Raw genomic sequence first — 25,694 nt, forward strand, 5'->3', positions numbered from 1 at the left:
ACGCCCGGTTACATTCCGAACCCGGAAGCTAAGCCTCACAGCGCCGATGGTACTGCAGGGGGGACCCTGTGGGAGAGTAGGACACCGCCGAACAAATTTTGAAAGGGTCGGTCCCCGAACTTCGGTTCGGGGACCGACCCTTTTCTGGTATGCGTAACTTGACGTTCACGTTCCGGCCGGAGCATCCACAGCATGGGTACTGCTGCAATGCTCAGGGCCGCCGGCGTCGGAGTCGGTGACGAGGTCGTCGTGCCGGCCTTCGGGAACGTGGAAGTCGCCGAGGCCGTGACGCTGGCCGGCGCGCTCCCGGTGTTCGCCGACATAGACCCGGTGACGTACTGCCTGGACGTGTCGGCCGTCGAGGCGGCCATAACTCCCCGCTCCGCGGCCGTTGTTGTCGTCCACCGCTTCGGACGTCGGGCCGACATCACGCGGTTGCACGGTGTCGGGCAGCGGCACGGGCTCCTGGTGCTGGAGCAGGGGGAGTCCGAGGCGCCGTACGACGAGATCGCGCAGCGCAGGGAGCGTGCCGCGTTCCTGGATGGCAAGCTGCGGGGCGTATGGACCCCCGACGGCGGTGACGGACACACGTACCAGCAGTACGTCGTGCGGGTGCCCGGGAACGGGCGGCCGGACCGTGACGCCTTCGCGCGCGCCGTGCGGGCCAAGGGAGTTGAATGCCGGGTGCCGGTCAAGACGCCCGTGCACCGGCTGCCGGAGTACCGGCGGTGTGTGTCGCTGCCGGAGACCGAGCGGGCCGCGGACGAGACGCTGGCGCTGCCCGTGGACGCGTCGTTGACGAAGCGGGAAATGCAGCGGGTCGTATCCGCGTGCAATGCCCTCGGGGGACTTCTTCAGCCCGCCTTCTGATGATCACTGAACGGGTTTGGGAACACGGCTCTGTTCGGGGTATGATCTATTCCGTTGCCGCGAGGGAAACCTCAAAAGGTGACAGGCCCCTATAGCTCAGTCGGCAGAGCGTCTCCATGGTAAGGAGAAGGTCAACGGTTCGATTCCGTTTGGGGGCTCAGCCAAAAGGCCCCGCCCACATGGGCGGGGCCTTTTTCATGCCCCGGGGCGGCCCTGGTCCTAGTCCACGTGGAGGCCGGGTACCCGCATCGCCAGGATTGCCATGTCGTCGGACGGGGCGTCGGAGGCGAAGCGCTCCACCGCGCGCATGATGCGTGCCGCGACCGCTCCCGCCGTGAGGCCGGTGCACGTGGTGAGGACGTCGGCGAGGCCGTCGTCGCCCAGCATGCGGCTGCCCTCGCGGCGCTCCGTGACACCGTCCGTGACGCAGAGCAGGACATCGCCCGGGTCGAGGGTGACCGTCTGCTCGTACAGCTCCAGGTCCTCGATGACACCGAGCAGCGGCTGGGGTTCGGCCGCGGCCTCCACCGTGCCGTCCTGGCGCAGGCGCAGCGGGAGCGGGTGGCCGGCGCAGACGACCTTCAGTTCCGCGCTGCCGTCCTCCTGGGGGCGCATCTCGCCGTACAGGAGCGTCAGGAAGCGGCTGCGGGCGCCCTCGTCGAGGATCGCGGAGTTCAGGCGCTCCAGGACGGCCGGGCCGCTGAGGCCCTCGCGGGCCAGCAGGCGCAGGGCGTGCCGGGCCAGGCCCGTCACCGCCGCCGCGTTGGGGCCCGTACCGCAGACGTCGCCGATGGCGAAGCCGTAGGCGCCGTCCCGGATCGGGAAGACGTCGTAGAAGTCACCGCCGACCTCGTTGCCCTCGCCGGCCGCGCGGTAGATGACCTCGACCTCGACGCCCTCGATGGTCGGGAGTCCCGGTGGCAGGAGGCTGCGCTGGAGGGACTGGCTGATGGCCGTGCGCTCCGAGTAGAGGCGGGCGTTGTCCAGGGCCAGGGCGGCCCGGCGGGACAAGTCCTCGGCCAGTTCCAGGATTTCCTGGCGGAAGTGTTCGTCGGTCGGCTTGCCGAGCGTCAGCATGCCGATGACGCGGTTGCGGGCGACGAGCGGCAGGACGACCGTCTCGCCGCCGACCGCGGAGGCCGTCGCGAGGGTCGGGCCGATGCCCGAGGCGACCTGGTGGGTCGGGCCGCCACTCAGGCCGAGGCTGCGCATCGAGCTGCGCAGGGCGGCCTCGTGGGCGGCCTCGCCGGGGGCCGTCCAGACGCGGGCGCCGGGCGTGGGTACCGGGTCGGGCGGGGAAATCTTGGAGAGCAACGACTTGATGCCGTCGATGAGTTCCTCGTCCTCGTGCAGGACGTACGACAGATACGGCTCGGAGGCCTGGTCGGCGATGGTGTAGACGGCGCACCAGGTGGCGAGGGTGGGGACCGTCATCTGGGCCATCAGGGCCAGGGTCTGGTCGCGGTCCAGGGTTCCGGCGAGCAGGTCGGAGGCCTCGACGAGGAAGCTGAGCGAGCCACGGCGCAGGCGCTCCAGCTCGCCGAGGCGGGCCGATTCGACGGCCAGGGCGATGCGGTCGGCGGCGAACTGGAGGCGCAGCGCCTCCTCGTTGGAGTATCTGCTGGGGGCCTCGGCCGCGACGCCGAGGGAGCCGGTCAGACGGCCCTCGACCTTCAGCGGAACCGTGACGACCGAGCGCATGCCCGTGGCGTTCAGCAGCGGGACGGCGCCCGGTACGGCCGCCAGGTCGTCGTGTACGGCCGGCATCCGGGCGGAGCCGTAGCGGCCGGGGCCGGCCTCGACGGGGACGCGGGCGAAGCGCTGGCGGGCGGAGGGCAGGCCGGTGGAGGCGCGGACCTCCAGCTCCGTTTCGTCGTCCGTGGCCAGCAGGAGGAACGCGGAGTCGCCGTCGAGCATGTCCCGGGCGCGCTCCACCGTGCGCTGGAGGAGGCCGTCGAGGTCGTCCGGGGCGGGGGAGCCGATGAACACCTCGAACGGGTCGGTGCTCTGTCCGTCGGAGGAGGCGGGCGCGTCGGAGGCCGGGACGCGCAACGGCGTCTGGAGGACCGCGCGTTCGTGGTCCCGTACCAGGAGGCAGACCGTGGAGGGCTCGCCGCCGGTGTCGCGGACGCGGAGGTGGGAGGCGTACACCGGCGTCACCCGGCCGTCCGCGCCCCGGATTCCGTAACTGCCCTCCCAGCGCGAGAGTTGGAGCGCCTCCGCGATGCCGGTGCCGGTGCCCGGGGTGTGCGGCCAGGCCGCGAGGTCGGTGAGCGGCCTGCCGGTGACCTGGTCGGCAGGATGGCCGAAAAGTTCCTCGGCGTCCTCGTTCCAGGCGCTGACGGAGCCCTTGCGGTCGATCTGGACGACCGCGACGCGGACCCGGCCGTCGGCGAGCGGGAGGAGGTCGGCCGGGAGGGACGGGCCCGCAGCCCGGGTGCCCAGCGGGCGCTCCGGGAGGTCGAGTTGGAACCAGACGTTCTTGTGGGTGGGCGTGTACTCCACGCCCCAGCGGCCGGCCAGGGCGGCGCAGAGCTGGAGGCCCCGGCCGCCCTCGCGGTCGGGGCTGCCCATGTTGACGGCCGAGCTCTGGAGCGGGACCTCGCGTTCCGGGTAGCGGTCGGCCACTTCGATTCGTACGCCGTCCTCGCTGCGCAGGCACAGGACGTCGGCGTGGGTGCCCGCGTGTACCACGGCATTGGTCACCAGTTCGCTGGTGAGGACCACGGCGTCGTCGACGATGTCGGCGAATCCCCATCCCTGGAGGGTGTCGCGGACGAAGGACCGGGCGGTCGCGACCGACCGTCCGACGGGCTCGAAGTTGGCGGCCGCGCGCGCGGTGATCACAGAACTCCTCGACCGGTTGTCGATGTGGTGGGCGCCGTGTCCGACCTGCTCGTGCCGCTGGTGCGGCATCTGCGTGCCCGTCGGACGCGGCTCCGGGGACTGTCCCCCGGGGATCACTCCCGTGGTCATGGTCTGCGGCCGCCCCTCCGATGCGCGCTCGTTCTCGTGCCACCGCCCAGGCCGGACGGACCGGTGCGGCTGGACAGCCGCATGCAAGGTTACTTACCTTCGCCGTCCGATCGGATGCCGGTCGTCGGTGTTTACGCCCTCAGAGTGTGCGGACGATGTGCGAAGCTGCCGAACTGTTATGGCCGGGTTCAGCAGGGGTGAAACACTGGGCAAGCTTCTGGTGAAGGTCCGGCCAGACTGAGTGTGTTCCGTGTACGGCGGGCAGCAGCCCCTGGTGTGGCCGGAACACATCTGGCAGAAATACGCAGCAGTAACGGGTACGCCGAGGTAACCGGTACACCGAGCAGAAGTGCCCGAGCACGGCAGTAACGGTCGACCCCTGCGGGAGGGACACAGTGGAGTCTGGCGCAGCGACGCGTGGAACGAAGACGCGCGCGAAAGGCGGACAGTCCCTGAGCAAGCAGCGCAACGGGACGACGGTGGTGGACACGGCTGCCCTGAACCGTCTGTTGGTCGCTCTCGTCGCGATGCGTGACGGGAATTTCCGCAAGCGGCTCACGGTGTCCGGTGACGGCGTGATGTCGGAGATCGCCGCGGTTTTCAATGAGGTCGCCGACCGCAACCTTCATTTGACGGGTGAGCTGTCGCGCGTGCGGCGCATGGTCGGACGTGAGGGAAAACTCACGGAGCGGCTGGAGACGGGGGCCTGTGAGGGCTCATGGGCGGCTGCCATCGACGCCTCCAACGCACTCGTGGACGATCTCGTACGGCCCGTCTCGGAGGTCGGCCGGGTGCTGACGGCGGTGGCCGAGGGCGATCTGTCGCCGCGCATGGAGCTGCGGACGCAGGCGCCGGACGGGACCGGGCATCCGCTGCGGGGTGAGTTCCTCAGGGTCGGGCGGACCGTCAACAATCTGGTCGACCAGCTGTCGACGTTCACCGACGAGGTCACGCGTGTGGCCAGTGAGGTCGGCACCGAGGGCAAGCTGGGCGGTCAGGCCCGGGTGCGCGGTATGTCCGGTTCGTGGAAGGACCTGACGGAGTCCGTCAACACGATGGCGAACCGGCTGACCGCGCAGGTGCGGGACATCGCCCTGGTGACCACCGCGGTCGCCCGGGGTGATCTGTCACGCAAGGTCACCGTCCATGTGGCCGGCGAGATGCTGGAGCTCAAGAACACCGTCAACACGATGGTGGAGCAGCTGTCCTCCTTCTCCTCCGAGGTGACGCGGGTCGCGCGAGAGGTGGGCACCGAGGGCATTCTGGGCGGTCAGGCTCAGGTGCCCGGGGTGGCCGGTGTGTGGAAGGAGCTCACCGACTCCGTCAACACGATGGCGGGCAACCTCACCGCCCAGGTGCGCGGGATCGCCCAGGTCACGACGGCCGTCGCCAGCGGTGACCTGTCGCAGAAGGTGACCGTCCCGGCACGTGGCGAGGTCGCTCAGCTCGCCGAGACGATCAACCAGATGACCGAGACGCTGCGGATCTTCGCGGACGAGGTCACGCGCGTGGCCAACGAGGTGGGTGCCGAGGGACGGCTCGGCGGTCAGGCCAATGTGCCGGGTGCCGCGGGCACCTGGAAGGACCTGACGGACTCCGTCAACACGGTGTTCCGGAACCTGACCACACAGGTGCGGGACATCGCCGCCGTGACGACGGCGGTGGCCAGTGGTGATCTGTCGCAGAAGGTCACGGTCGACGTGGCCGGCGAGATGCTGGAGCTGAAGAACACCGTCAACGGGATGGTCGACCAGCTGTCGTCGTTCGGTGCCGAGGTCACGCGCGTGGCGCGGGAGGTCGGTGTCGAGGGTGAGCTGGGAGGGCAGGCGCAGGTGCCGGGCGCGGCCGGTACCTGGAAGGACTTGACGGACTCCGTCAACACTGCATTCCGCAACCTCACCGGTCAGGTCCGCAATATCGCCCAGGTGACCACGGCGGTGGCCAACGGTGATCTGTCGCAGAAGGTCACGGTCGACGTCTCCGGCGAGATGCTCCAGCTGAAGAACACCGTGAACACGATGGTGGACCAGCTGTCGAGCTTCGCCGACCAGGTCACGCGGATGGCCCGGGACGTGGGTACGGAGGGCCGGCTGGGCGGTCAGGCCCGGGTGGACGGCGTCTCGGGCACATGGAAGGAGTTGACGGACTCCGTCAACTTCATGGCGGGGAACCTGACCTCGCAGGTGCGGCAGATCGCCCAGGTGACGACGGCGGTGGCCCGGGGCGACCTGTCCCAGAAGATCGACGTCGACGCGCGCGGCGAGATCCTTGAGCTGAAGAACACGATCAACACGATGGTCGATCAACTCTCCGCCTTCGCCGACCAGGTGACCAAGGTTGCTCGCGAAGTGGGTACGGACGGCCGGCTCGGCGGTCAGGCGCAGGTGCCCGGTGTGGCCGGTGTGTGGCGTGACCTGACGGACTCCGTGAACGGCATGGCGGGCAACCTCACCGCCCAGGTGCGCAACATCGCCCAGGTCGCGACGGCGGTGGCCCGGGGTGACCTCTCCCAGAAGATCACCGTGGACGCGCGCGGGGAGATCCTGGAGCTCAAGAACACCCTGAACACGATGGTCGACCAGCTGTCGTCGTTCGCCCAAGAGGTCACGCGGGTGGCCCGCGAGGTGGGTACCGAGGGCATCCTGGGCGGTCAGGCCGAGGTGCAGGGGGTCGCGGGCACCTGGAAGGACCTCACGCAGTCCGTGAACTTCATGGCGAACAACCTGACCATCCAGGTCCGCAACATCGCCGAGGTCACGACCGCGGTCGCCAAGGGCGACCTGTCCAAGAAGATCACTGTTGACGCGAAGGGCGAGATCCTTGAGCTCGTCACGACGGTCAACACCATGGTTGATCAGCTGTCCAGTTTCGCCGAGCAGGTGACCCGGGTGGCCCGTGAGGTGGGCACGGAGGGCATTCTGGGCGGTCAGGCGCACGTTCCGGGTGTCACGGGCATCTGGAAGGACCTCAGCAACAACGTGAACCTGATGGCCAACAACCTGACCATGCAGGTGCGCAACATCTCCCAGGTCTCTGCGGCCGTCGCCAACGGCGATCTGACCCGGCAGGTGACGATCGAGGCGCGGGGTGAGGTGGCCCAGCTCGCCGACACCATCAACACCATGGTCAAGACGCTGAGTTCGTTCGCGGACCAGGTCACCAAGGTGGCCCGTGAGGTGGGCACGGACGGCATCCTCGGTGGTCAGGCGCATGTGCCGGGTGTGGCGGGCACATGGAAGGACCTCACCGAGTCGGTGAACCAGATGGCGTCCAACCTGACCGGTCAGGTACGCAACATCGCCATGGTGACCACGGCCATCGCCAAGGGCGACTTGACGAAGAAGATCGACATTGACGCCCGTGGTGAGATCCTCGAACTCAAGACGACGATCAACACCATGGTTGATCAGCTGTCCAGCTTCGCCGAGGAGGTCACCCGGGTCGCGCGCGAGGTGGGCACGGAGGGACAACTCGGCGGCCAGGCACGCGTGCGTGACGTGGACGGCACCTGGCGCGACCTCACCGAGTCCGTGAACGAGATGGCCGGAAACCTGACCCGGCAGGTGCGCGCCATCGCGCGCGTGGCGACCGCGGTGACCCGCGGCGACCTGAATCTGAAGATCGACGTGGACGCGTCCGGCGAGATCCAGGAGCTGCAGGACTACATCAACAAGATGATCGCCAACCTGCGCGACACCACCATCGCCAACAAGGAGCAGGACTGGCTCAAGGGCAACCTCGCCCGCATCTCCGCGCTGATGCAGGGCCGCCGCGACCTGGACGACGTGGCCTCGCTGATCATGAGTGAGCTGACCCCGGTGGTCTCCGCGCAGCACGGCGCGTTCTTCCTCGCCATGCCGTTGGTCGACGGCAAGGACCCGAGCGCGGAGGGCGAGGACGCATACGAGTTGCGCATGCTCGGTTCGTACGGCTATTCGATGGGCTCCATGCCGACGTCGTTCCGGCCGGGTGAGGCGCTGATCGGGACGGCCGCCCAGGAGAAGCGCACGATCCTGGTGGAGAACGCGCCCAGCGGCTATCTGAAGATCTCCTCCGGGCTCGGCGAGGCCCCGCCCGCACAGGTGATCGTGCTGCCGGTGCTGTTCGAGGGCAAGGTGCTCGGCGTCATCGAACTGGCCTCCTTCACGCCGTTCACGCAGATCCAGAAGGACTTCCTCAACCAGATCGCTGAGATGATCGCGACCAGCGTCAACACCATCTCCGTCAACACCAAGACGGAGGTGCTGCTGAAGCAGTCGCAGGAGCTGACCGAGCAACTGAGGGAGCGGTCGGCCGAGTTGGAGAACCGGCAGAAGGCGCTCCAGTCGTCCAACGCCGAACTGGAGGAGAAGGCCGAGCTGCTGGCCCAGCAGAACCGCGACATCGAGGTGAAGAACACCGAGATCGAGGAGGCGCGGCAGGTCCTGGAGGAGCGCGCGGAGCAGCTCGCCGTGTCGATGCGCTACAAGAGCGAGTTCCTCGCCAACATGTCGCACGAGCTGCGTACGCCGCTCAACTCGCTGCTGATTCTGGCCAAGCTGCTCGCCGACAACGCCGAGGGGAACCTCTCCCCGAAGCAGGTCGAGTTTGCCGAAACGATCCACGGCGCCGGCTCCGACCTGCTCCAGCTGATCAACGACATCCTCGATCTGTCGAAGGTCGAGGCGGGCAAGATGGACGTCTCCCCGACGCGTATCGCGCTGGTCCAGCTCGTCGACTATGTGGAGGCCACCTTCCGGCCGCTGACCGCCGAGAAGGGCCTCGATCTGTCCGTGCGGGTGTCGCCGGAGCTGCCGGCCACGCTGCACACCGACGAACAGCGCCTCCTGCAGGTGCTGCGCAACCTGCTGTCGAATGCGGTGAAGTTCACCGACTCCGGGTCGGTGGAGCTGGTGATCCGGCCGGCCGGCGCGGGCGTGCCGATGGCGATCCGGGAGCAGTTGCTGGAGGCGGGGTCGGTCAACGACCCGGACGCGGAGCTGATCGCGTTCTCCGTGACCGACACCGGTATCGGAATCGCGGCGAGCAAGATGCGGGTGATCTTCGAGGCCTTCAAGCAGGCGGACGGCACGACCAGCCGCAAGTACGGTGGCACGGGCCTCGGGCTGTCGATCTCGCGGGAGATCGCACAGCTGCTCGGTGGTGAGATCCACGCGCAGAGCGAGCCGGGACGCGGTTCGACGTTCACGCTGTATTTGCCGCTGCACCCGAGCGAACTGCCGCCGCAGGGCTATCAGCAGCCGGTGCCCGCGCTGGAGACCGGCGACCTGGTCGCCTCCGCGGCGCAGCTGGCCGAGGTGGTCGGCGCGGACGTCGAGACGCCGGCCGAGGTGAAGTCGTACCAGGAGACGCAGAACGGCGCCGCCGCCCTCTTCCGGCGCCGCCGACGGGGCGCTCCGGGGGCCGAGGAGCGGACGGAGGCGTGGACGGTCGGCGATCAGCTCGCGGCGCCCAAGGCGCACCGCGTGGTGCGGTTCGGCGGCGAGAAGGTGCTGATCGTCGACGACGACATCCGCAATGTGTTCGCGCTCACCAGTGTTCTGGAGCAGCACGGCCTGTCCGTGCTGTACGCCGAGAACGGCCGCGAGGGCATCGAGGTACTGGAGCAGCACGACGACGTGGCGGTCGTCCTGATGGACATCATGATGCCCGAGATGGACGGCTACGCGACGACCACGGCGATCCGCAGGATGCCGCAGTTCGCCGGGCTGCCGATCATCGCGCTGACCGCGAAGGCCATGAAGGGCGACCGGGAGAAGGCGATCGAGTCGGGTGCATCCGATTATGTGACGAAGCCGGTCGATCCTGACCACCTGCTGGCGGTGATGCGGCAGTGGATGCGAGAGGAGTGACGGGCGCGCACGGGCTCGGGGCGAACGCTGTGGGAACCTTCGGTGTACGAGCGGAGTTGTTGACTCAGGGTGGCCGAACCCGTGTAGAAGTGCGGGATTCGGGGAACCTTCTGGTCTCCCGCCGCGTTTCTGCTACGTGCACAGTGACATCGCGGTGACAGGGTGTGGCGACGGTCGGGGTGCGGCTACGATGACCGGCACAAGGACGGGCGGCGATAGGGAGTCGTCCCCTGGGGCGGCGCCCGGTGTACCGCCGGGGCGAGGAGGGCGGGCCATGGTGCAGAAGGCCAAGATCCTCCTGGTCGATGACCGGCCGGAGAATCTGCTGGCGCTGGAGGCCATCCTCTCTGCGCTCGATCAGACGCTGGTGCGGGCATCGTCCGGGGAGGAAGCGCTCAAAGCACTGCTCACGGACGACTTCGCGGTCATTCTGCTGGATGTCCAGATGCCGGGCATGGACGGTTTCGAGACCGCCGCGCACATCAAGCGGCGGGAGCGGACCCGGGACATCCCGATCATCTTCCTCACCGCGATCAACCACGGCCCGCACCACACCTTCCGCGGATACGCGGCGGGCGCGGTCGACTACATCTCCAAGCCGTTCGACCCATGGGTGCTGCGCGCGAAGGTGTCCGTGTTCGTCGAGCTGTACATGAAGAACTGCCAGCTGCGGGAGCAGGCGGCGCTGCTGCGGCTCCAGTTGGAGGGCGGCGGCAAGGGCGCGGTCGGCGCCGGCAAGGAGTCGGCGGGGCTGCTCGCCGAACTTTCCGCGCGGCTCGCTGCCGTCGAGGAGCAGGCCGAGGCGCTGTCCAAGCAGCTGGACGACGACTCCGCGGACGCGGCCGCGGTGGCCACTGCGGCCCATCTCGAACGCAAACTCACCGGGTTGCGCCGCGCACTCGACGCCCTGGAACCGGGCACGGGCACCGGTGCCCCCTCCGTCCCCACGCAGAACTGACGCCCGCCTCGGACGCAGTTGCGCATGAGGGCGCGTCAGTTTCGCGCCCCGGCAAGGGCGACACGATCGGGTGAAGCGCCCGGCACGCGTGTCCACTGTCGTCTCCACCGGTAATCTCACTTCCATGGCCTCACGTCCCTCCGCAGCCAAGAAGCAGCCAGCCAAGAAGGCGGCCGCTCCCGCGAAGGCACCGGCGAAGAAGGCCGCCGCGAAGAAGGCCCCGGCCAAGAAGGCCGCGGCGAAGAAGTCGGCGCCGCCGCCGAAGCCGGCGCCGAGCCCCACCGGGGGCATCTACCGGCTTGTGCGCGCCCTCTGGCTCGGGCTCGCGCATGCCGTGGGCGCCGTCTTCCGCGGCATAGGGCAGGGTGCGAGGAACCTCGACCCGGCGCACCGCAAGGACGGCGTGGCACTCCTGCTGTTCGGCATCGCGCTGATCGTCGCCGCCGGCACCTGGGCCGATCTGCGCGGTCCCGTCGGGGACCTCGTCGAGATCCTGGTGACCGGCGCCTTCGGGCGTCTCGACCTGCTCGTGCCGATACTGCTCGCGGTCATCGCGGTGCGCTTCGTCCGCCACCCCGAGAAGCCCGAGGCCAACGGCCGCATCGTGATCGGCCTGTCCGCGCTGGTCATCGGCGTGCTCGGCCAGGTCCACATCGCCTGCGGTTCGCCCGCACGCAGTGACGGCATGCAGGCGATAAGGGACGCCGGCGGCCTCATCGGCTGGGGCGCGGCGACCCCGCTGACGTACACGATGAGCAAGGTCCTCGCCGTACCGCTGCTGGTCCTGCTCACGATCTTCGGGCTGCTCGTCGTCACCGCCACCCCGGTCAACGCCGTCCCGCAGCGGCTGCGGGCCCTCGGTGTGCGGCTCGGTGTCGTTCACGATCCCGTCGAGGACGACCTCACCGAGGACGACGAGCGCTACGAAGACCAGTGGCGCGAGTCGCTGCCCGCGCGCCCCCGCAGGCGCCGGAGCGCCCCCCAGGACTTCGACCCCGACGGCGCCGAGCAGGAGGCCCTCGCCAAGCGCCGCGGCCGCCCGAGGCGCTCCGCGGTGCCGCAGCCCGCGATGGACCGGCAGCTGGACGCCGTGGACATCGCCGCGGCGGCCGCCGCCGACCTCGACGGCGCCGTGCTGCACGGCATGCCGCCCTCCCCGCTGGTGGCCGACCTCACCCAGGGCGTGAGCATCGGCGACCGCGAGGACACGACACCGACACCGACCCCCACCCCCGTCCCGGCCCCGGCGCGGCGGCCCCGGCAGGAGAAGCTCGCGGTCGAGCAGGCCGTGCCCGACCTGACCAAGGCGGCCCCCGAGGAGGCGCGCGACCTGCCGCCACGCGCCGAGCAGCTCCAGCTCTCCGGCGACATCACCTACTCCCTGCCCTCGCTCGACCTCCTCGCCCGCGGCGGACCCGGCAAGGCGCGCAGCGCCGCCAACGACGCGGTCGTCGACTCCCTGCGCCAGGTCTTCGCCGAGTTCAAGGTGGACGCCGACGTCACGGGCTTCACGCGCGGACCGACGGTCACCCGTTACGAGGTCACGCTCGGCCCCGCGGTGAAGGTCGAGCGGATCACCGCGCTCACCAAGAACATCGCGTACGCCGTCGCCAGCCCGGACGTGCGGATCATCAGCCCGATCCCCGGCAAGTCGGCGGTCGGCATCGAGATCCCGAACACCGACCGGGAGATGGTCAACCTCGGTGACGTGCTGCGCCTGGCGGACGCGTCCGAGGACGACCACCCGATGCTGGTCGCGCTCGGCAAGGACGTCGAGGGCGGCTATGTCACCGCCAACCTCGCGAAGATGCCGCACATCCTGGTCGCCGGAGCCACCGGTTCCGGTAAGTCCTCGTGCATCAACTGCCTGATCACGTCCGTCATGGTCCGCGCGACCCCCGAGGAAGTCCGGATGGTCCTCGTCGACCCCAAGCGCGTCGAACTGACCGCCTACGAGGGCATTCCGCACCTGATCACACCGATCATCACCAACCCGAAGCGGGCCGCCGAGGCGCTCCAATGGGTCGTACGGGAGATGGACCTCAGGTATGACGACCTGGCCGCGTTCGGCTTCCGGCACATCGACGACTTCAACGAGGCGATCCGCAACGGCAAGGTGAAGCTGCCCGAGGGCAGCGAGCGGGAACTCCAGCCGTACCCGTACCTGCTGGTGATTGTCGACGAGCTCGCCGACCTGATGATGGTCGCGCCGCGGGACGTCGAGGACGCGATCGTGCGCATCACCCAGCTCGCGCGCGCGGCCGGCATCCACCTGGTGCTGGCCACGCAGCGCCCCTCGGTCGATGTCGTCACCGGTCTGATCAAGGCCAACGTGCCCTCGCGGCTCGCCTTCGCGACCTCGTCCCTGGCCGACTCCCGCGTCATCCTCGACCAGCCCGGTGCCGAGAAGCTCATCGGCAAGGGCGACGGTCTGTTCCTGCCGATGGGCGCGAACAAACCGACCCGTATGCAGGGCGCGTTCGTGACCGAGGAAGAGGTCGCCGTCGTCGTCCAGCACTGCAAGGACCAGATGGCGCCGGTCTTCCGGGACGACGTCACCGTGGGCACCAAGCAGAAGAAGGAGATCGACGAGGACATCGGCGACGACCTCGACCTGCTGTGCCAGGCGGCCGAACTGGTGGTCACCACGCAGTTCGGCTCGACGTCCATGCTCCAGCGCAAGCTGCGCGTCGGCTTCGCCAAGGCCGGGCGGCTGATGGACCTCATGGAGTCCCGGAACATCGTCGGACCCAGCGAGGGCTCCAAGGCGCGCGACGTTCTGGTGAAGCCCGATGAGCTGGACGGCGTCCTCGCTGTGATACGCGGGGAGTCTGAAGGGTAGGGATATGTCCGCCCGGCGGAACGGTTGGAGCCGGGTGGAGACACGGTCGTGATCCACCCGTTAGTGATCCGCGGGCAACCGTTTCCCTGCAACGTACGTCAAGTTGAGCGAAAGGACAGGCGCGGCTACCACACTGGGTTCGTGCCTGGCCCGTCATCGGGATGACCGGCCATACCGATGGCGTACAAAGTCATACCGCCCGGTTGCCTCACCCTTTCGTACCCCCCCTAGACTGAACCTCCAGCACAGGTGGCTAAAACGCTCGAAAGGCGCCCCCGTGTCCATCGGCAACTCCCCTGAAGACGAGCGTCCGTTCCACGACGTATCCGAGGAAGCCCGCACCTCGGTCGGGCGCGCCCTCCAGCAGGCGCGCATCGCGGCCGGGCTCACCGTCGACGACGTCAGCAGTGCCACTCGCGTCCGTATCGCCATCGTGCATGCCATCGAGGCCGACGACTTCGTTCCCTGTGGCGGAGACGTCTACGCCCGCGGGCACATCCGGACCCTGGCCAGGGCCGTGCACATCGACCCGGCCCCGTTGGTCGAGCAGTACGACGCCGAGCACGGCGGGCGTCCCGCGCCGACCCCGGCCGCCCCGCTGTTCGAGGCGGAACGTATCCGCCCCGAGCGCCGTGGACCGAACTGGACCGCGGCCATGGTCGCCGCGATCGTCGTTGTGATCGGCTTCGTCGGCTTCACCGTGTTCAAGGGCGGCGACGACGGCAGCAACGCCAAGGACCAGGTGGCCCAGGGCGCCTCGCCGACGGCCGACAAGTCCGCCTCGCCCACGCCGAAGAAGAGCAAGCCCGCCGGCAAGCCCGAGCCGTCGGACAGCGCCATCGCGGCCGCGCCGCAGGACAAGGTCACGGTCCAGGTGAGCGCCGTCAACGGGCGCAGCTGGATCTCGGCCAAGGACCACAACGGCCGGATGCTCTTCGACGGGCTCCTGAAGAAGGGCGACTCGAAGACCTTCCAGGACAGCTCGAAGATCAACCTCATCCTGGGCGACGCCGGCGCGATCCAGCTCTACGTCAACGGCAAGAAGATCGAGGACGCCTTCCAGCCGGGCGCCGTGGAGCGCCTGACGTACACGAAGGGCGACCCCGAGGTCGGATAAGAGGTTCGATCGGTCGAGAACGCACGGGGTTGGCCAAGATCGGCCAACCCCGTCGACGTGGGCTGTCAGTGGGACGAAGTAGTCTTGAGCCCATGCCTGAACGCCGTACCGTCGCACTCGTCACTCTCGGCTGCGCCCGTAACGAGGTGGACTCGGAGGAGCTCGCAGGCCGTTTGGAGGCGGACGGCTGGCAGCTCGTAGAGGACGCCTCGAACGCCGATGTCGCCGTGGTCAACACCTGTGGTTTCGTCGAGGCCGCCAAGAAGGACTCCGTCGACGCCCTCCTGGAGGCCAACGACCTCAAGGAGCACGGCAGAACCCAGGCCGTCGTGGCGGTGGGCTGCATGGCCGAGCGGTACGGCAAGGAACTCGCCGATGCCCTTCCCGAGGCCGACGGCGTGCTCGGCTTCGACGACTACGCGAACATTTCCGACCGCCTGCAGACCATCCTGGGCGGCGGCATCCACGCCGCCCACACCCCGCGCGACCGGCGCAAGCTGCTGCCGGTCAGCCCGGCCCAGCGCCAGGACTCGGCGACCGAGGTGGCCCTGCCGGGTCACGGCGCTCCCACGGACCTCCCCGAGGGCCTGGCCCCGCAGTCCGGCCCCCGTGCGCCCCTGCGCCGCCGGCTGGACGGCGCCCCGGTCGCCTCGGTGAAGCTTGCCTCCGGCTGCGACCGGCGCTGCTCCTTCTGCGCCATCCCGTCCTTCCGCGGCTCCTTCATCTCCCGCCGCCCGAGCGACGTGCTGAACGAGACGCGCTGGCTGGCCGAGCAGGGCGTCAAGGAGGTCATGCTGGTCTCCGAGAACAACACCTCTTACGGCAAGGACCTGGGCGACATCCGTCTCCTGGAGTCCCTGCTGCCCGAGCTCGCCGAGGTCGACGGCCTGGAGCGGGTGCGCGTGAGCTACCTCCAGCCGGCCGAGATGCGCCCGGGTCTGATCGACGTGCTGACCTCCAGCCCGAAGATCGCCCCGTACTTCGACCTGTCCTTCCAGCACTCCGCGCCCGACGTGCTGCGCTCGATGCGCCGCTTCGGCGACACCGACCGCTTCCTGCAGCTCCTCGACACCATCCGCGGCAAGGCCCCGCAGGCCGGCGTGCGCTCCAACTTCATCGTCGGCTTCCCCGGCGAGAGCGAGGCCGACCTGGCCGAGCTGGAGCGCTTCCTGAACCATGCGCGCCTGGACGCCATCGGTGTTTTCGGCTACTCCGACGAGGAGGGCACGGAAGCGGCGACGTACGACGGCAAGCTCGACGAGGACGTCGTCGCCGAGCGGCTGGCCCATATCTCGCGGCTGGCCGAGGAGCTGGTCTCGCAGCGGGCCGAGGAGCGGCTCGGCGAGACCGTGCACGTGCTCGTCGAGTCCGTCGACGAGAAGGAGGGCGTCCACGGCCGCGGGGCGCACCAGGCCCCGGAGACGGACGGCCACGTCCTGCTCACGAGCGGCGAAGGCCTGTCCATCGGTCGTATGGTCGAGGCGAAGGTGGTCGGTACGGAGGGCGTCGACCTGGTGGCCGAGCCCCTGCAGGGCTCGTTCGCGTGCAGTGAGGAGGCGGGCAGATGACCGGAGTACCGGCATCCGCCGCGGGTGGTTCCCCGGGCGCGCAGGGCGCCACGGGCTCCGCCGCCGCTTCCGGTGCTGCCCCCGGCTCTGCTTCTGCCTCTTCCGCTTCCGGTACTTCCGGTAAGGGTGCCGAGCCGCAGGGCGGGGCGAGGCCCGCGCGCGGCGGGAAGCTGGCGGCCGCGGCCGTCAACGAGGCCAGCCTGTGGAACGTGGCGAATCTGCTGACCATGCTCCGGCTGGTCCTCGTCCCCGGCTTCGTGGCGCTCATGCTGGCGGGCGGTGGCTATGACCCGGCGTGGCGCTCGCTGGCCTGGGCTGCCTTCGCCATCGCCATGATCACCGACCTGTTCGACGGCCATATCGCGCGCACGTACAACCTCGTCACCGACTTCGGGAAGATCGCCGACCCCATCGCCGACAAGGCGATCATGGGAGCGGCGCTGATCTGTCTCTCCGCGCTGGGCGATCTGCCGTGGTGGGTGACGGCGGTCATCCTCGGCCGGGAACTGGGGATCACGCTGCTGCGCTTCCTGGTCATCCGGTACGGCGTCATTCCGGCGAGCCGCGGCGGCAAGCTCAAGACCCTCACCCAGGGCGTGGCCGTGGGGATGTACGTGCTGGCACTGACGGGGTGGCTGGCGACCCTGAGATGGTGGGTGATGGCCGCGGCGGTCATCCTGACCGTGGTGACCGGCGTCGACTATGTGAGACAGGCCATTGTGCTGCGCAGGCAGGGAATCGCCGAACGCAAGGCGGCGTCGGAGGAGACGGAAGCGTGAATTCTGCGGCCGCCGAACTGGTGCGACTACTCACGGTGAGGGGCGAGACGCTCGCCGTCGCCGAGTCGCTCACCGGCGGTCTGGTCGCGGCGGAGATCACAACGGTCCCCGGTGCCTCCAAGGTCTTCCGCGGCTCGGTCACCGCCTACGCCACCGAACTGAAGCATGAGCTGCTGGGCGTCGACGCCACCCTGCTGGCCCAGTCCGGTGCGGTGGATCCGCAGGTCGTGGCCCAGATGGCGGCCGGAGTACGGAAGGCGCTGGGGGCCGACTGGGGCCTTGCGACGACCGGTGTGGCCGGTCCCGAACCACAGGACGGCAAGCCCGTCGGGACGGTCTTCGTGGCCGTCGACGGCCCCTTCGGGGCGCACTCCGGTTCCGCCGGTGGCGGAAAAGTCGAGGCCCTGCGGTTGAACGGCGACCGCGCGGAAATTCGTATGGAGAGTGTACGGAGCGTACTCGCACTGCTCCTGAAGGAGCTTGCGGGCGAACAGACCGGGAATGAGCGGGCACAGGATACGGAACAGAACGGGGGGTTTTGATGTTTGCAGCCCTGAGTGAACACGACATCGCTCCCCGCACGGCCGCGGCGCGAGGCGGTACGGTGGGGCGTGAAGGATGCGGCTACGCGGTCCGAGGAGGGAGCCACCGATGATTCTGCTCCGTCGCCTGCTTGGTGACGTGCTGCGTCGGCAGCGCCAACGCCAGGGCCGTACTCTGCGCGAAGTCTCCTCGTCCGCCCGAGTCTCACTCGGCTATCTCTCCGAGGTGGAGCGGGGGCAGAAGGAGGCTTCCTCCGAACTGCTCGCCGCCATCTGCGACGCGCTGGACGTACGGATGTCCGAGCTCATGCGGGAAGTGAGCGACGAGCTCGCCCTCGCCGAGCTGGCCCAGTCTGCCGCGGCCACCGAGCCCGTACCCACGCCGGTTCGCCCGATGCTGGGTTCCGTCTCGGTGACCGGTGTGCCACCGGAGCGGGTGACCATCAAGGCGCCTGCCGAAGCGGTGGACGTGGTCGCCGCGTGACGTTCACGCGCGTGGCTCTGTGACGCAACACGTGTGAGGCCCCGGCCGGGGCTTCTCCGGGGAGACCCGGGGGAGTGCCGTCGGGGCCTTCGTGCTGTGCGCCACACCTTCCGGTGGTTCGGTTTGCGTCCATTTGCCGGTATGGGGTGGGGCCGTCATGGTGGAGGGACGTGGCGGGGCGGAGCCAACGGAGGATGCGCATGTACGTCGTGAAGAGCACGTTGTCCGACGCGGACCGCAAGACCGTGTCCGAGGCGCTGCAGGGTGCGCTCGTCGACCTGGTGGACCTCTCGCTGGCCGCGAAGCAGATCCACTGGAACATCGTCGGTCCTCGCTTCCGGTCGATCCACCTCCAGTTGGACGACGTGGTCGACTCCGCCCGGACCCACTCCGACACGGTGGCGGAGCGGGCGTCCACGCTGGGAGTCCCGCCCGACGGACGCGCCTCCACGGTGGCGGCCGGCAGTGGCATCGGGGCGACACCCGCAGGCTGGGTCAAGGACACGGATGCGGTGGGGACGCTCGTGGATGCACTCGGACGGGTGATCACACGGATGCGGGAGCGGATGGAGGCGACCGGGGAGGCGGACCCGGTGTCGCAGGACATCTTCATCTCGATCACGGCGGATCTCGAGAAGCACCACTGGATGTTCCAGGCGGAGAACGCATGAGCGTGCCCTTGACGACGGTTGCCGCCCGGACAGCCAGGTGTGTTGTCGCCCTGTGTTGCATCGATGAGCCCTTGGTGCGCCTCCCCGGAGCGTGAGGCGGCGTTCTAGCGTCCGGCTGGAGGTGGCGGCCATGGTGGGGCGGATAGTGCGGTGGGGGGCTGCTCTGGGGCTCGGGGTGGTGTGGTGGTGGGCCGTGCTGCGGCTCGCGTCGGGGACGGACACGGGGGTGCTGGAGGGAACCGTGGTGGCAGGCGGGTGGGGGCTGAGCCTGCTGCCGGTGCACTGTGTGCCCAAGATGCGGGCAAGGAGGGCCGTGGGCCCGGGGCGATGGGTGGCGGCCTGGCGGGCGGGGTGCGTGACGACCGCTACCACGGCATCGCCACACCCCCGTTCGGGCGCAGGATCTGACCCGTCGTGAACGACGACGCGTCGGACGCCAGGTAGAGCACGGCATGCGCGATGTCGTCCGGCTCGCCGACCCTGCCGAGCGGTGACATCCGGGCCATCCGCGACTCGACATGCGCCTGCGTCTCACGGTCGTGGCGCTCGGTCATGGGCGTGCGGACCCAGCCCGGGGCGACGGCGTTGACGCGAATGCCGTGTCGGCCGACCTCGTTCGCGAGGGTCTTCGTCAGCTGGACCACGGCCGCCTTCGCCGCGCCGTAGCAGAGCAGCCCCGGTCCGCCGGTGTCGACGGCGCCCGAGGCCATGGTGATGATGCTGCCCGCGGTGCCCTGGGCGAGCATCAGCCGGGCCGCCTCCTGGCAGGCGTGCAGCACGCCCTTGAAGTTGACGTTCAGCACCCGGTCGAGATCCTCGTCCCGGGTCTCCAGGACGGGGCTGCTGTGCATGATCCCGGCGATCGCCGCCATCACGTCCAGGCGCTCGCAGGACCGCACGGCCTGCGCCAGCTGCGCCGGGTCGGTGACGTCGAGGGGATGGGTGCGGGCGCTGCCGCCCCGGTCCTTGACCAGGGTGGCCGTGCTGTGCAGCCCGTCCGCGTCCAGGTCGGCCAGGTGCACGGTCGCACCCGCCTCGGCGAGCAGGACGGCGGAGGCCCGGCCGATGCCCCCGGCGGCGCCGGTGACGAAAGCGGTGCGTCCGGTGAGGTCGTACGCCTTGACGGGCATGAAGCGACGGTACGAGCGTTTCTGACGGGTCGTCAATTACCTGTACGGGGGCGGATTCGACGGGCCTGCGGGGAGCCCGGCGCCGGGGCGGGGCCCTGCTGGCAGCCCGGGCACCAGTAGGTGGGGCGCTCCCGGGAGCCGTCGCCCTGGTCGGCCGCGCGGACCGGGGTGTCGCAGCGCAGACAGGGGCGGGGTGCGCGGCCGTACACGAACAGGTCCTGGCCGCGCCGGCCCGTGGTGCTGCGCACCGGGCGGTCACGGTTCGCCTCCAGGAGCTTCTTGGCGAGTGCGGGCAGCTTGGCGGCCCGGTCGGCGGGCAGCGCGCCCACCGGGAGCCAGGGGGTGGCGCCGAGCAGGAAACAGAGCTCGCTCTTGTAGATGTTGCCGATGCCGGCCAGATTGCGCTGGTCGAGCAGGGCCTCCCCGAGGGGGCGGGCGGGGTCCGCCAGGAGATTGGCCAGGGCCTGGTCTGGGTCCCAGTCCGGGCCCAGGAGGTCGGGGCCGAGGTGTCCGACGGCGCGGGACTCGTCGGTGGTGCGCAGGAGGTCGAGGACCGGGAGGCGGTACCCCACCGCGGTGCGCTCCGCGTTGCCGAGGATCACGCGGATCTGGTGGGCCGGGCCACCGCTCCAGCGCTGGGCGTTGCCGTAGACCTTCCAGGAGCCGTCCATCCTCAGGTGCGAGTGCAGCGTCAGGCCGCCCTCGACGCGGGTGAGCAGGTGCTTGCCGCGCGGGGCGACCTCCAGGACCGTACGGCCGGTGAGGTCGACCGTGACGTACTTGGGCACCCGCAGGTCGCTGCGGGTCAGCACCCGGCCCGCGAGCGCGGCGTGCAACCGCCTCGCGGTCTGCCAGACCGTGTCACCCTCGGGCATGGCTCAAGGGTGACATGCCGGTCGTCGTGCCGTTGCCCCGCGGATCATGCTCTGAGCCGCAGTCCGCGCGGGGTCGCGATGAAACCCGCTCCTTCCAGGAGGGCGCCGATGGGGGAGGTCAGGGCCGAGGCGCCGTTGACCCGCTCCACCGTGACCGTGCCGAGGGTGCCCGCGCGGGCGGCCGCCGCCAGGGCCTCCGCGGCTGCCCGCAGGCGGGGGTCGTCGCCCGCCTCGGTGTCCGGGGCGGAGGGCCAGGCCAGCAACGTCTTGCCGCCGCGCTCCATGTAGAGCGTCAGCTCGCCGTCCACCAGCACCACCAGCGAGCCCGCCTTGCGCCCCGGCTTGTGCCCGGCTCCGGTCGGCGGCTCGGGCCAGGCGAGGGCGGCGCCGTAGGCGTTGGCGGGGTCGGCCGCGGCGAGCACGACGGCCCGCGTGTCGGCGGTGGGCGTACGGGTACGCCGGTCGCCGTAGCCGTAAGGGGTGGCCGGACCGCCCCGGGGGCCGCCGTAACCGGGCGCGGCGAAGTCCCGGGGGGAGACGTAGTCGCCCGGTGCGGTGCGGTGGTCCGCCGGCCGGTCGAGGTCGCTGTCGAAGTCGGCGTCGAGGGCGGTCAGGTCGAATCCGGTGTCGGCCTGGCCGAAGGGGGCGGGGAAAGCGGTGTCGTCCGGTAGCCCGAAGCCCGGTGAGCCGCCGTTCCCGGGGCCCGTACCGGGCAGGCCCTCGCCCCGCTCGCGGGCATTGGCCACCGCGCGCAGGCGGTCCACCGCCCCGTCCATCGCGAACTGGGCCGCACCGAGCCCCTCCACGACATAGCCGCGCCGTGCCTGGCCGCTCTCCTCGAAGGCGGACAGGATCCGGTACACGGCGGAGAAGCCGCCCTCGACGCCCTCCGCCGAGACCGCTCCCCGGGTGACCACGCCGTGCCGGTCGAGGAGCGTGCGGGCCAGGGCGTGGGCGCGCACGGTGGCGTCCTGCTCACGCTGGGGGAGCAGCGACCAGCGGCCGGCCACGGTCGGCGGGCCGGTGCGTGAGGCGGTGCGGGCGGCCGCGGTCAGGGAGCCGTAACGCCCGCGCGGGACCGTGCGCTTGGCGCGATGGGCCGTGGAACCCGCGGTGCGGCCGGAGCCCAGGACGGAGCGCATCGGGGCGAGGGTGTCGTTCGTGAGCCGTCCGGACCAGGCCAGGTCCCAGATGGCGTCGGCCAGTTGCGGGTCGGTGGCGTCGGGGTGCGTGGTGGCCCTTACCCGGTCGGCGATCTGACGGAAGAACAGGCCGTAGCCACCGGACAGCGCGTCCAGGACGGACTGGTGAAGTGCGGTCAGCTCCAAGGGATGGGGCGGCGGCAGGAGCAGCGGGGCCGCGTCCGCCAGGTGGAGGGAGACCCAGCCGTCCTTGCCGGGCAGCGCGCCCGCGCCGGCCCACACCACCTCGCCCGCGGCGGTGAGTTCGTCGAGCATCGCCGGGGTGTAGTTCGCGACGCGGGACGGCAGGACCAGCTTCTCCAGTGCGGACGCGGGCACGGACGCACCCTGCAACTGCTCGATGGCACGCACCAGTCCGTCGATGCCGCGCAGCCCGTGGCCCTTGCCGATGTGCTGCCACTGCGGCAGGAACTGCGCCAGCGCGGCGGGCGGCACCGGCTCCAGCTCGTGCCGCAGGGCGGCCAGCGAGCGGCGGCGCAGTCGGCGCAGCACGGCCGCGTCGCACCACTCCTGGCCGATCCCCGCCGGGTGGAACTCGCCCTGCACGACACGGCCGCCCGCGGCGAGCCGCTGCAGGGCGCCCTCCGTGACCGCCACGCCCAGGCCGAAGCGGGACGCCGCCGTGGCCGATGTGAACGGGCCGTGTGTGCGGGCGTACCGGGCCAGGAGGTCGCCCAGCGGGTCCTTGACCGGCTCGGTGAAGGCCTCGGGGACGCCGACCGGCAGCGCCGTGCCCAGGGCGTCGCGCAGCCGGCCCGCGTCTTCGACGGCCGCCCAGTGCTCGGCGCCGGCGATCCGCACCCGGATGGCCCGGCGGGTTCCGGCCAGCTCCTGGGCCCACTGCGGCTCGGCACCCCGCTCGGCCAGCTCGGTGTCCGTGAGCGGCCCCAGCATCCGCAGCAGATCGGCGACGCCTTCGACGTCCTTGACGCGGCGGTCCTCGGTGAGCCACTGGAGCTCCCGCTCCAGTTCGGTCAGCACCTCCGCGTCGAGCAGCTCGCGCAGCTCCGCCTGGCCCAGCAGCTCGGCCAGCAGCCGTGAGTCCAGGGAGAGCGCCGCGGCACGGCGCTCGGCGAGCGGGGAGTCGCCCTCGTACAGGAACTGGGCCACATACCCGAACAGGAGGGAGCGTGCGAAGGGCGACGGCTCGGGGGTGGTGACCTCGACCAGGCGCACCTTGCGGGACTCGAGGTCGCCCATCAGCTCGACGAGGCCGGGGACGTCGAAGACGTCCTGGAGGCACTCGCGGACCGCCTCCAGGACGATCGGGAACGAACCGAACTCGCTGGCCACCTGGAGCAGCTGGGCCGCGCGCTGGCGCTGCTGCCACAGCGGGGTGCGCTTGCCGGGGTTGCGGCGCGGCAGCAGCAGCGCGCGGGCGGCGCACTCGCGAAACCGGGATGCGAACAGGGCCGAGCCGCCGACCTGGTCGGTGACGATCTGGTCGACTTCGCCCTTGTCGAAGGCGACGTCCGCCGCGCCGACCGGAGCCTGGTCGGCGTCGACCGCCGTGTGGAAGCGGGCGCCGGCCTTCCGCGGCTCCTGGTCGAGCAGGTCCAGGCCCATCAGGTCGGCGTCGGGCAGTCGCAGCACGATGCCGTCGTCGGCGTGCATGACCTGCGCGTCCATGCCGTACCGCTCGGAGAGGCGGGCCCCGAGCGCGAGTGCCCACGGGGCGTGGACCTGCGCCCCGAACGGGGAGTGCACGACGACCCGCCAGTCGCCCAGTTCGTCGCGGAAGCGCTCCACGACGATCGTCCGGTCGTCCGGGACGTGGCCGCAGGCCTCGCGCTGCTCGTCGAGGTAGGACAGGACGTTGTCCGCGGCCCAGGCGTCGAGGCCCGCGGCGAGGAGACGCAGGCGGGCGTCGCCCTTGGGCAGCGAGCCGACCTCGCGCAGGAATGCGCCCACCGCGCGGCCCAGTTCGAGCGGGCGGCCCAGCTGGTCGCCCTTCCAGAAGGGGAGGCGGCCGGGCACTCCGGGGGCGGGAGAGACCAGGACGCGGTCGCGCGTGATGTCCTCGATGCGCCACGAGCTGGTGCCGAGCGTGAACACGTCACCGACCCGGGACTCGTAGACCATCTCCTCGTCGAGCTCGCCGACCCGCCCGCCACCCTTCTTGGGATCCGCCCCGGCGAGGAAGACCCCGAACAGACCGCGGTCGGGAATCGTGCCGCCGGAGGTGACGGCGAGGCGCTGGGCGCCCGGGCGTCCGGTGATCGTCCCGGTCACGCGGTCCCACACCACGCGCGGGCGCAGCTCGGCGAAGGCGTCGGACGGGTAGCGGCCCGCGAGCATGTCGAGGACCGCCGTGAACGCCGATTCGGGGAGCGAGGCGAAGGGCGCGGCGCGGCGGACCGCGGCGAGCAGGTCGTCGAACTGCCAGCTGTCCAGGGCCGTCATCGCGACAAGCTGCTGCGCGAGCACGTCCAGGGGGTTGGCGGGCACCCTCAGAGACTCGATGGAGCCGGAGCGCATCCGCTCGGTGACCACGGCGGCCTGCACGAGGTCGCCCCGGTACTTCGGGAAGACCACGCCGGTGGAGACCGCGCCCACCTGGTGTCCCGCACGGCCGACCCGCTGCAGGCCGGAGGCCACCGACGGCGGGGACTCGACCTGGACGACCAGGTCCACCGCACCCATGTCGATGCCCAGTTCGAGGCTGGAGGTGGCTACCACGGCGGGCAGGCGGCCCGCCTTCAGGTCCTCCTCGACCAGGGCGCGCTGCTCCTTGGAGACCGAGCCGTGGTGCGCACGGGCGATCACCGGTGGCGCGCCCTGGGCCGCGCCCGAGCCGCCCATCAGTTCGGCGGGGGAGTGGTGCTCCTCCAGGGGCTCGCCGGTCGCGCGCTCGTAGGCGATCTCGTTGAGCCGGTTGCACAGCCGCTCCGCGAGGCGGCGGGAGTTCGCGAACACGATCGTCGAGCGGTGGGCCTGGACCAGGTCGGTGATCCGCTCCTCGACATGCGGCCAGATCGAGGGCCGCTCGCCCCCCTCGTTGCCGTCGGCCACCGGGGAGCCGCCCAGCTCGCCCAGGTCCTCGACCGGGACGACGACGGAGAGGTCGAACTCCTTGCCGGACTTCGGCTGGACGATCTCCACCTTGCGGTGCGGGGAGAGATAGCGGGCCACCTCGTCCACCGGGCGGACCGTCGCGGACAGGCCGATGCGGCGGGCGGGCCGCGGCAGCAGCTCGTCCAGCCGCTCCAGGGAGAGCGCCAGATGTGCGCCGCGCTTGGTGCCCGCGACCGCGTGCACCTCGTCCAGGATCACCGTCTCCACGCCGGTCAGCGCATCGCGCGTGGCCGACGTCAGCATCAGGAACAGGGACTCCGGGGTGGTGATCAGGATGTCCGGCGGGCGCGTGGACAGGGCGCGACGCTCGGCGGCCGGGGTGTCGCCGGAGCGGATGCCGACCTTGACCTCGGGCTCGGGCAGGCCCAGGCGCACGGACTCGTGGCGGATACCGGTCAGCGGGCTGCGGAGGTTGCGCTCGACGTCGACCGCGAGGGCCTTCAGCGGTGACACGTACAGAACGCGGCAGCGCTTCTTCGGGTCGGCCGGCGCGGGCGTCGAGGCGAGCTGGTCCAGCGCGGCGAGGAAGGCGGCCAGCGTCTTGCCGGAGCCGGTCGGGGCCACCACCAGCACGTCCGAACCCTCGCCGATGGCCTGCCACGCGCCCGCCTGGGCCGCGGTGGGCGCGGAAAAGGCCCCCGTGAACCAGCCGCGGGTCGCGGGGGAGAAGCCGTCGAGGGCTCGGTGTGCGGAGCTGACCATGCGTCCATCCTGCACCCGCGCACTGACAATCTCGCTGACCTGGGAAAACCC

At 70.5% G+C, this 25,694-nt stretch carries 15 protein-coding genes, 1 tRNA gene and 1 rRNA gene; 13 read left to right on the forward strand and 4 right to left on the reverse strand.

The genetic code is table 11. From position 1 onward, the window contains the following. From rrf to ACZ4EG_RS04230, 3 genes are all read left to right on the forward strand, one after another. Nucleotides 1–93 (forward strand): 5S ribosomal RNA (gene rrf / locus ACZ4EG_RS04220); the annotation flags it as partial. Nucleotides 94–207: 114 nt separating this feature from the next. After that, nucleotides 208–870: a DegT/DnrJ/EryC1/StrS family aminotransferase gene (locus tag ACZ4EG_RS04225; RefSeq protein WP_467789967.1), complete on the forward strand. Its 663-nt coding sequence runs from the start codon at nucleotides 208–210 to the stop codon at nucleotides 868–870. 85 nt (nucleotides 871–955) lie between these two features. Continuing rightward, nucleotides 956–1,028: transfer RNA gene (locus tag ACZ4EG_RS04230), tRNA-Thr, on the forward strand. Between the two features lie 61 nt (nucleotides 1,029–1,089). On the opposite strand, the gene ACZ4EG_RS04235 is transcribed toward ACZ4EG_RS04230, so the two are convergent. Continuing rightward, nucleotides 1,090–3,846 (reverse strand): SpoIIE family protein phosphatase, encoded by a 2,757-nt coding sequence (locus tag ACZ4EG_RS04235; protein WP_467789484.1) that lies wholly within the window; start codon nucleotides 3,844–3,846, stop codon nucleotides 1,090–1,092. 395 nt (nucleotides 3,847–4,241) lie between these two features. Between ACZ4EG_RS04235 and ACZ4EG_RS04240 the strand changes: the two genes are divergently transcribed. The 10 genes from ACZ4EG_RS04240 to ACZ4EG_RS04285 all read left to right on the forward strand — a co-directional run bounded on the left by ACZ4EG_RS04240 (nucleotide 4,242) and on the right by ACZ4EG_RS04285 (nucleotide 19,077). Further along, entirely contained in the window at nucleotides 4,242–9,698 is a 5,457-nt protein-coding gene (locus tag ACZ4EG_RS04240) for a HAMP domain-containing protein (RefSeq protein ID WP_467789485.1), read from the forward strand. Between the two features lie 274 nt (nucleotides 9,699–9,972). Continuing rightward, a complete protein-coding gene (locus ACZ4EG_RS04245) occupies nucleotides 9,973–10,656 on the forward strand; it encodes a response regulator (RefSeq protein ID WP_363299495.1) in 684 nt (227 codons plus the stop codon). 124 nt (nucleotides 10,657–10,780) lie between these two features. Further along, nucleotides 10,781–13,498: a DNA translocase FtsK gene (locus ACZ4EG_RS04250; protein ID WP_467789486.1), complete on the forward strand. Its 2,718-nt coding sequence runs from the start codon at nucleotides 10,781–10,783 to the stop codon at nucleotides 13,496–13,498. A 277-nt stretch (nucleotides 13,499–13,775) separates the two neighbouring features. Next, complete coding sequence (locus tag ACZ4EG_RS04255; RefSeq protein WP_467789487.1) at nucleotides 13,776–14,615, forward strand: helix-turn-helix domain-containing protein; 840 nt, start codon at nucleotides 13,776–13,778, stop codon at nucleotides 14,613–14,615. A gap of 92 nt (nucleotides 14,616–14,707) precedes the next feature. Next, nucleotides 14,708–16,183 carry a 30S ribosomal protein S12 methylthiotransferase RimO gene (gene rimO / locus ACZ4EG_RS04260; RefSeq protein WP_467789488.1) on the forward strand — a complete coding sequence of 492 codons (1,476 nt, stop codon included), beginning with the start codon at nucleotides 14,708–14,710 and terminating at the stop codon, nucleotides 16,181–16,183. Beyond that, nucleotides 16,180–16,962, forward strand: a complete 783-nt coding sequence (gene pgsA / locus ACZ4EG_RS04265; RefSeq protein WP_453555627.1) for a CDP-diacylglycerol--glycerol-3-phosphate 3-phosphatidyltransferase — start codon at nucleotides 16,180–16,182, stop codon at nucleotides 16,960–16,962. Before rimO ends, pgsA begins: the two co-directional genes overlap by 4 nt. Beyond that, a complete protein-coding gene (locus tag ACZ4EG_RS04270; RefSeq protein ID WP_467789489.1) occupies nucleotides 16,959–17,504 on the forward strand; it encodes a CinA family protein in 546 nt (181 codons plus the stop codon). The genes pgsA and ACZ4EG_RS04270 overlap by 4 nt, the downstream gene beginning before the upstream one ends. Before the next feature lie 109 nt (nucleotides 17,505–17,613). Further along, nucleotides 17,614–17,988, forward strand: a complete 375-nt coding sequence (locus ACZ4EG_RS04275; protein ID WP_053666341.1) for a helix-turn-helix domain-containing protein — start codon at nucleotides 17,614–17,616, stop codon at nucleotides 17,986–17,988. Between the two features lie 200 nt (nucleotides 17,989–18,188). Beyond that, on the forward strand, nucleotides 18,189–18,659 hold the full coding sequence (locus ACZ4EG_RS04280; protein ID WP_467789490.1) for a Dps family protein: 471 nt from the start codon (nucleotides 18,189–18,191) through the stop codon (nucleotides 18,657–18,659). Between the two features lie 130 nt (nucleotides 18,660–18,789). Further along, entirely contained in the window at nucleotides 18,790–19,077 is a 288-nt protein-coding gene (locus ACZ4EG_RS04285; protein WP_453555621.1) for a hypothetical protein, read from the forward strand. Here ACZ4EG_RS04285 and ACZ4EG_RS04290 read toward each other — a convergent pair. The 3 genes from ACZ4EG_RS04290 to ACZ4EG_RS04300 are packed head-to-tail and all read right to left on the reverse strand — an operon-like array spanning nucleotide 19,025 to nucleotide 25,643. Next, nucleotides 19,025–19,789, reverse strand: a complete 765-nt coding sequence (locus ACZ4EG_RS04290; RefSeq protein ID WP_467789491.1) for an SDR family NAD(P)-dependent oxidoreductase — start codon at nucleotides 19,787–19,789, stop codon at nucleotides 19,025–19,027. The two genes, ACZ4EG_RS04285 and ACZ4EG_RS04290, sit on opposite strands and share 53 nt — an antisense overlap. 32 nt (nucleotides 19,790–19,821) lie before the next feature. Next, nucleotides 19,822–20,664, reverse strand: a complete 843-nt coding sequence (locus ACZ4EG_RS04295) for an Fpg/Nei family DNA glycosylase (RefSeq protein WP_467789492.1) — start codon at nucleotides 20,662–20,664, stop codon at nucleotides 19,822–19,824. Nucleotides 20,665–20,708: 44 nt separating this feature from the next. Beyond that, on the reverse strand, nucleotides 20,709–25,643 hold the full coding sequence (locus ACZ4EG_RS04300; protein ID WP_467789493.1) for an ATP-dependent helicase: 4,935 nt from the start codon (nucleotides 25,641–25,643) through the stop codon (nucleotides 20,709–20,711). Nucleotides 25,644–25,694: the final 51 nt, after the last annotated feature.

It is taken from the genome of Streptomyces sp. NPDC025638, assembly GCF_055558775.1.

What these genes read in the sequence shown, in the direction of transcription:
- ACZ4EG_RS04290 (WP_467789491.1), bottom strand. Translation starts at nt 19,789, where the DNA reads ATGCCCGTCAAGGCGTACGACCTCACCGGACGCACCGCTTTCGTCACC.
- ACZ4EG_RS04280 (WP_467789490.1), top strand. Translation starts at nt 18,189, where the DNA reads ATGTACGTCGTGAAGAGCACGTTGTCCGACGCGGACCGCAAGACCGTG.
- ACZ4EG_RS04275 (WP_053666341.1), top strand. Translation starts at nt 17,614, where the DNA reads ATGATTCTGCTCCGTCGCCTGCTTGGTGACGTGCTGCGTCGGCAGCGC.
- ACZ4EG_RS04285 (WP_453555621.1), top strand. Translation starts at nt 18,790, where the DNA reads ATGGTGGGGCGGATAGTGCGGTGGGGGGCTGCTCTGGGGCTCGGGGTG.
- ACZ4EG_RS04245 (WP_363299495.1), top strand. Translation starts at nt 9,973, where the DNA reads ATGGTGCAGAAGGCCAAGATCCTCCTGGTCGATGACCGGCCGGAGAAT.
- ACZ4EG_RS04235 (WP_467789484.1), bottom strand. Translation starts at nt 3,846, where the DNA reads ATGACCACGGGAGTGATCCCCGGGGGACAGTCCCCGGAGCCGCGTCCG.
- pgsA (WP_453555627.1), top strand. Translation starts at nt 16,180, where the DNA reads ATGACCGGAGTACCGGCATCCGCCGCGGGTGGTTCCCCGGGCGCGCAG.
- ACZ4EG_RS04295 (WP_467789492.1), bottom strand. Translation starts at nt 20,664, where the DNA reads ATGCCCGAGGGTGACACGGTCTGGCAGACCGCGAGGCGGTTGCACGCC.
- ACZ4EG_RS04300 (WP_467789493.1), bottom strand. Translation starts at nt 25,643, where the DNA reads ATGGTCAGCTCCGCACACCGAGCCCTCGACGGCTTCTCCCCCGCGACC.
- ACZ4EG_RS04225 (WP_467789967.1), top strand. Translation starts at nt 208, where the DNA reads ATGCTCAGGGCCGCCGGCGTCGGAGTCGGTGACGAGGTCGTCGTGCCG.
- rimO (WP_467789488.1), top strand. Translation starts at nt 14,708, where the DNA reads ATGCCTGAACGCCGTACCGTCGCACTCGTCACTCTCGGCTGCGCCCGT.
- ACZ4EG_RS04250 (WP_467789486.1), top strand. Translation starts at nt 10,781, where the DNA reads ATGGCCTCACGTCCCTCCGCAGCCAAGAAGCAGCCAGCCAAGAAGGCG.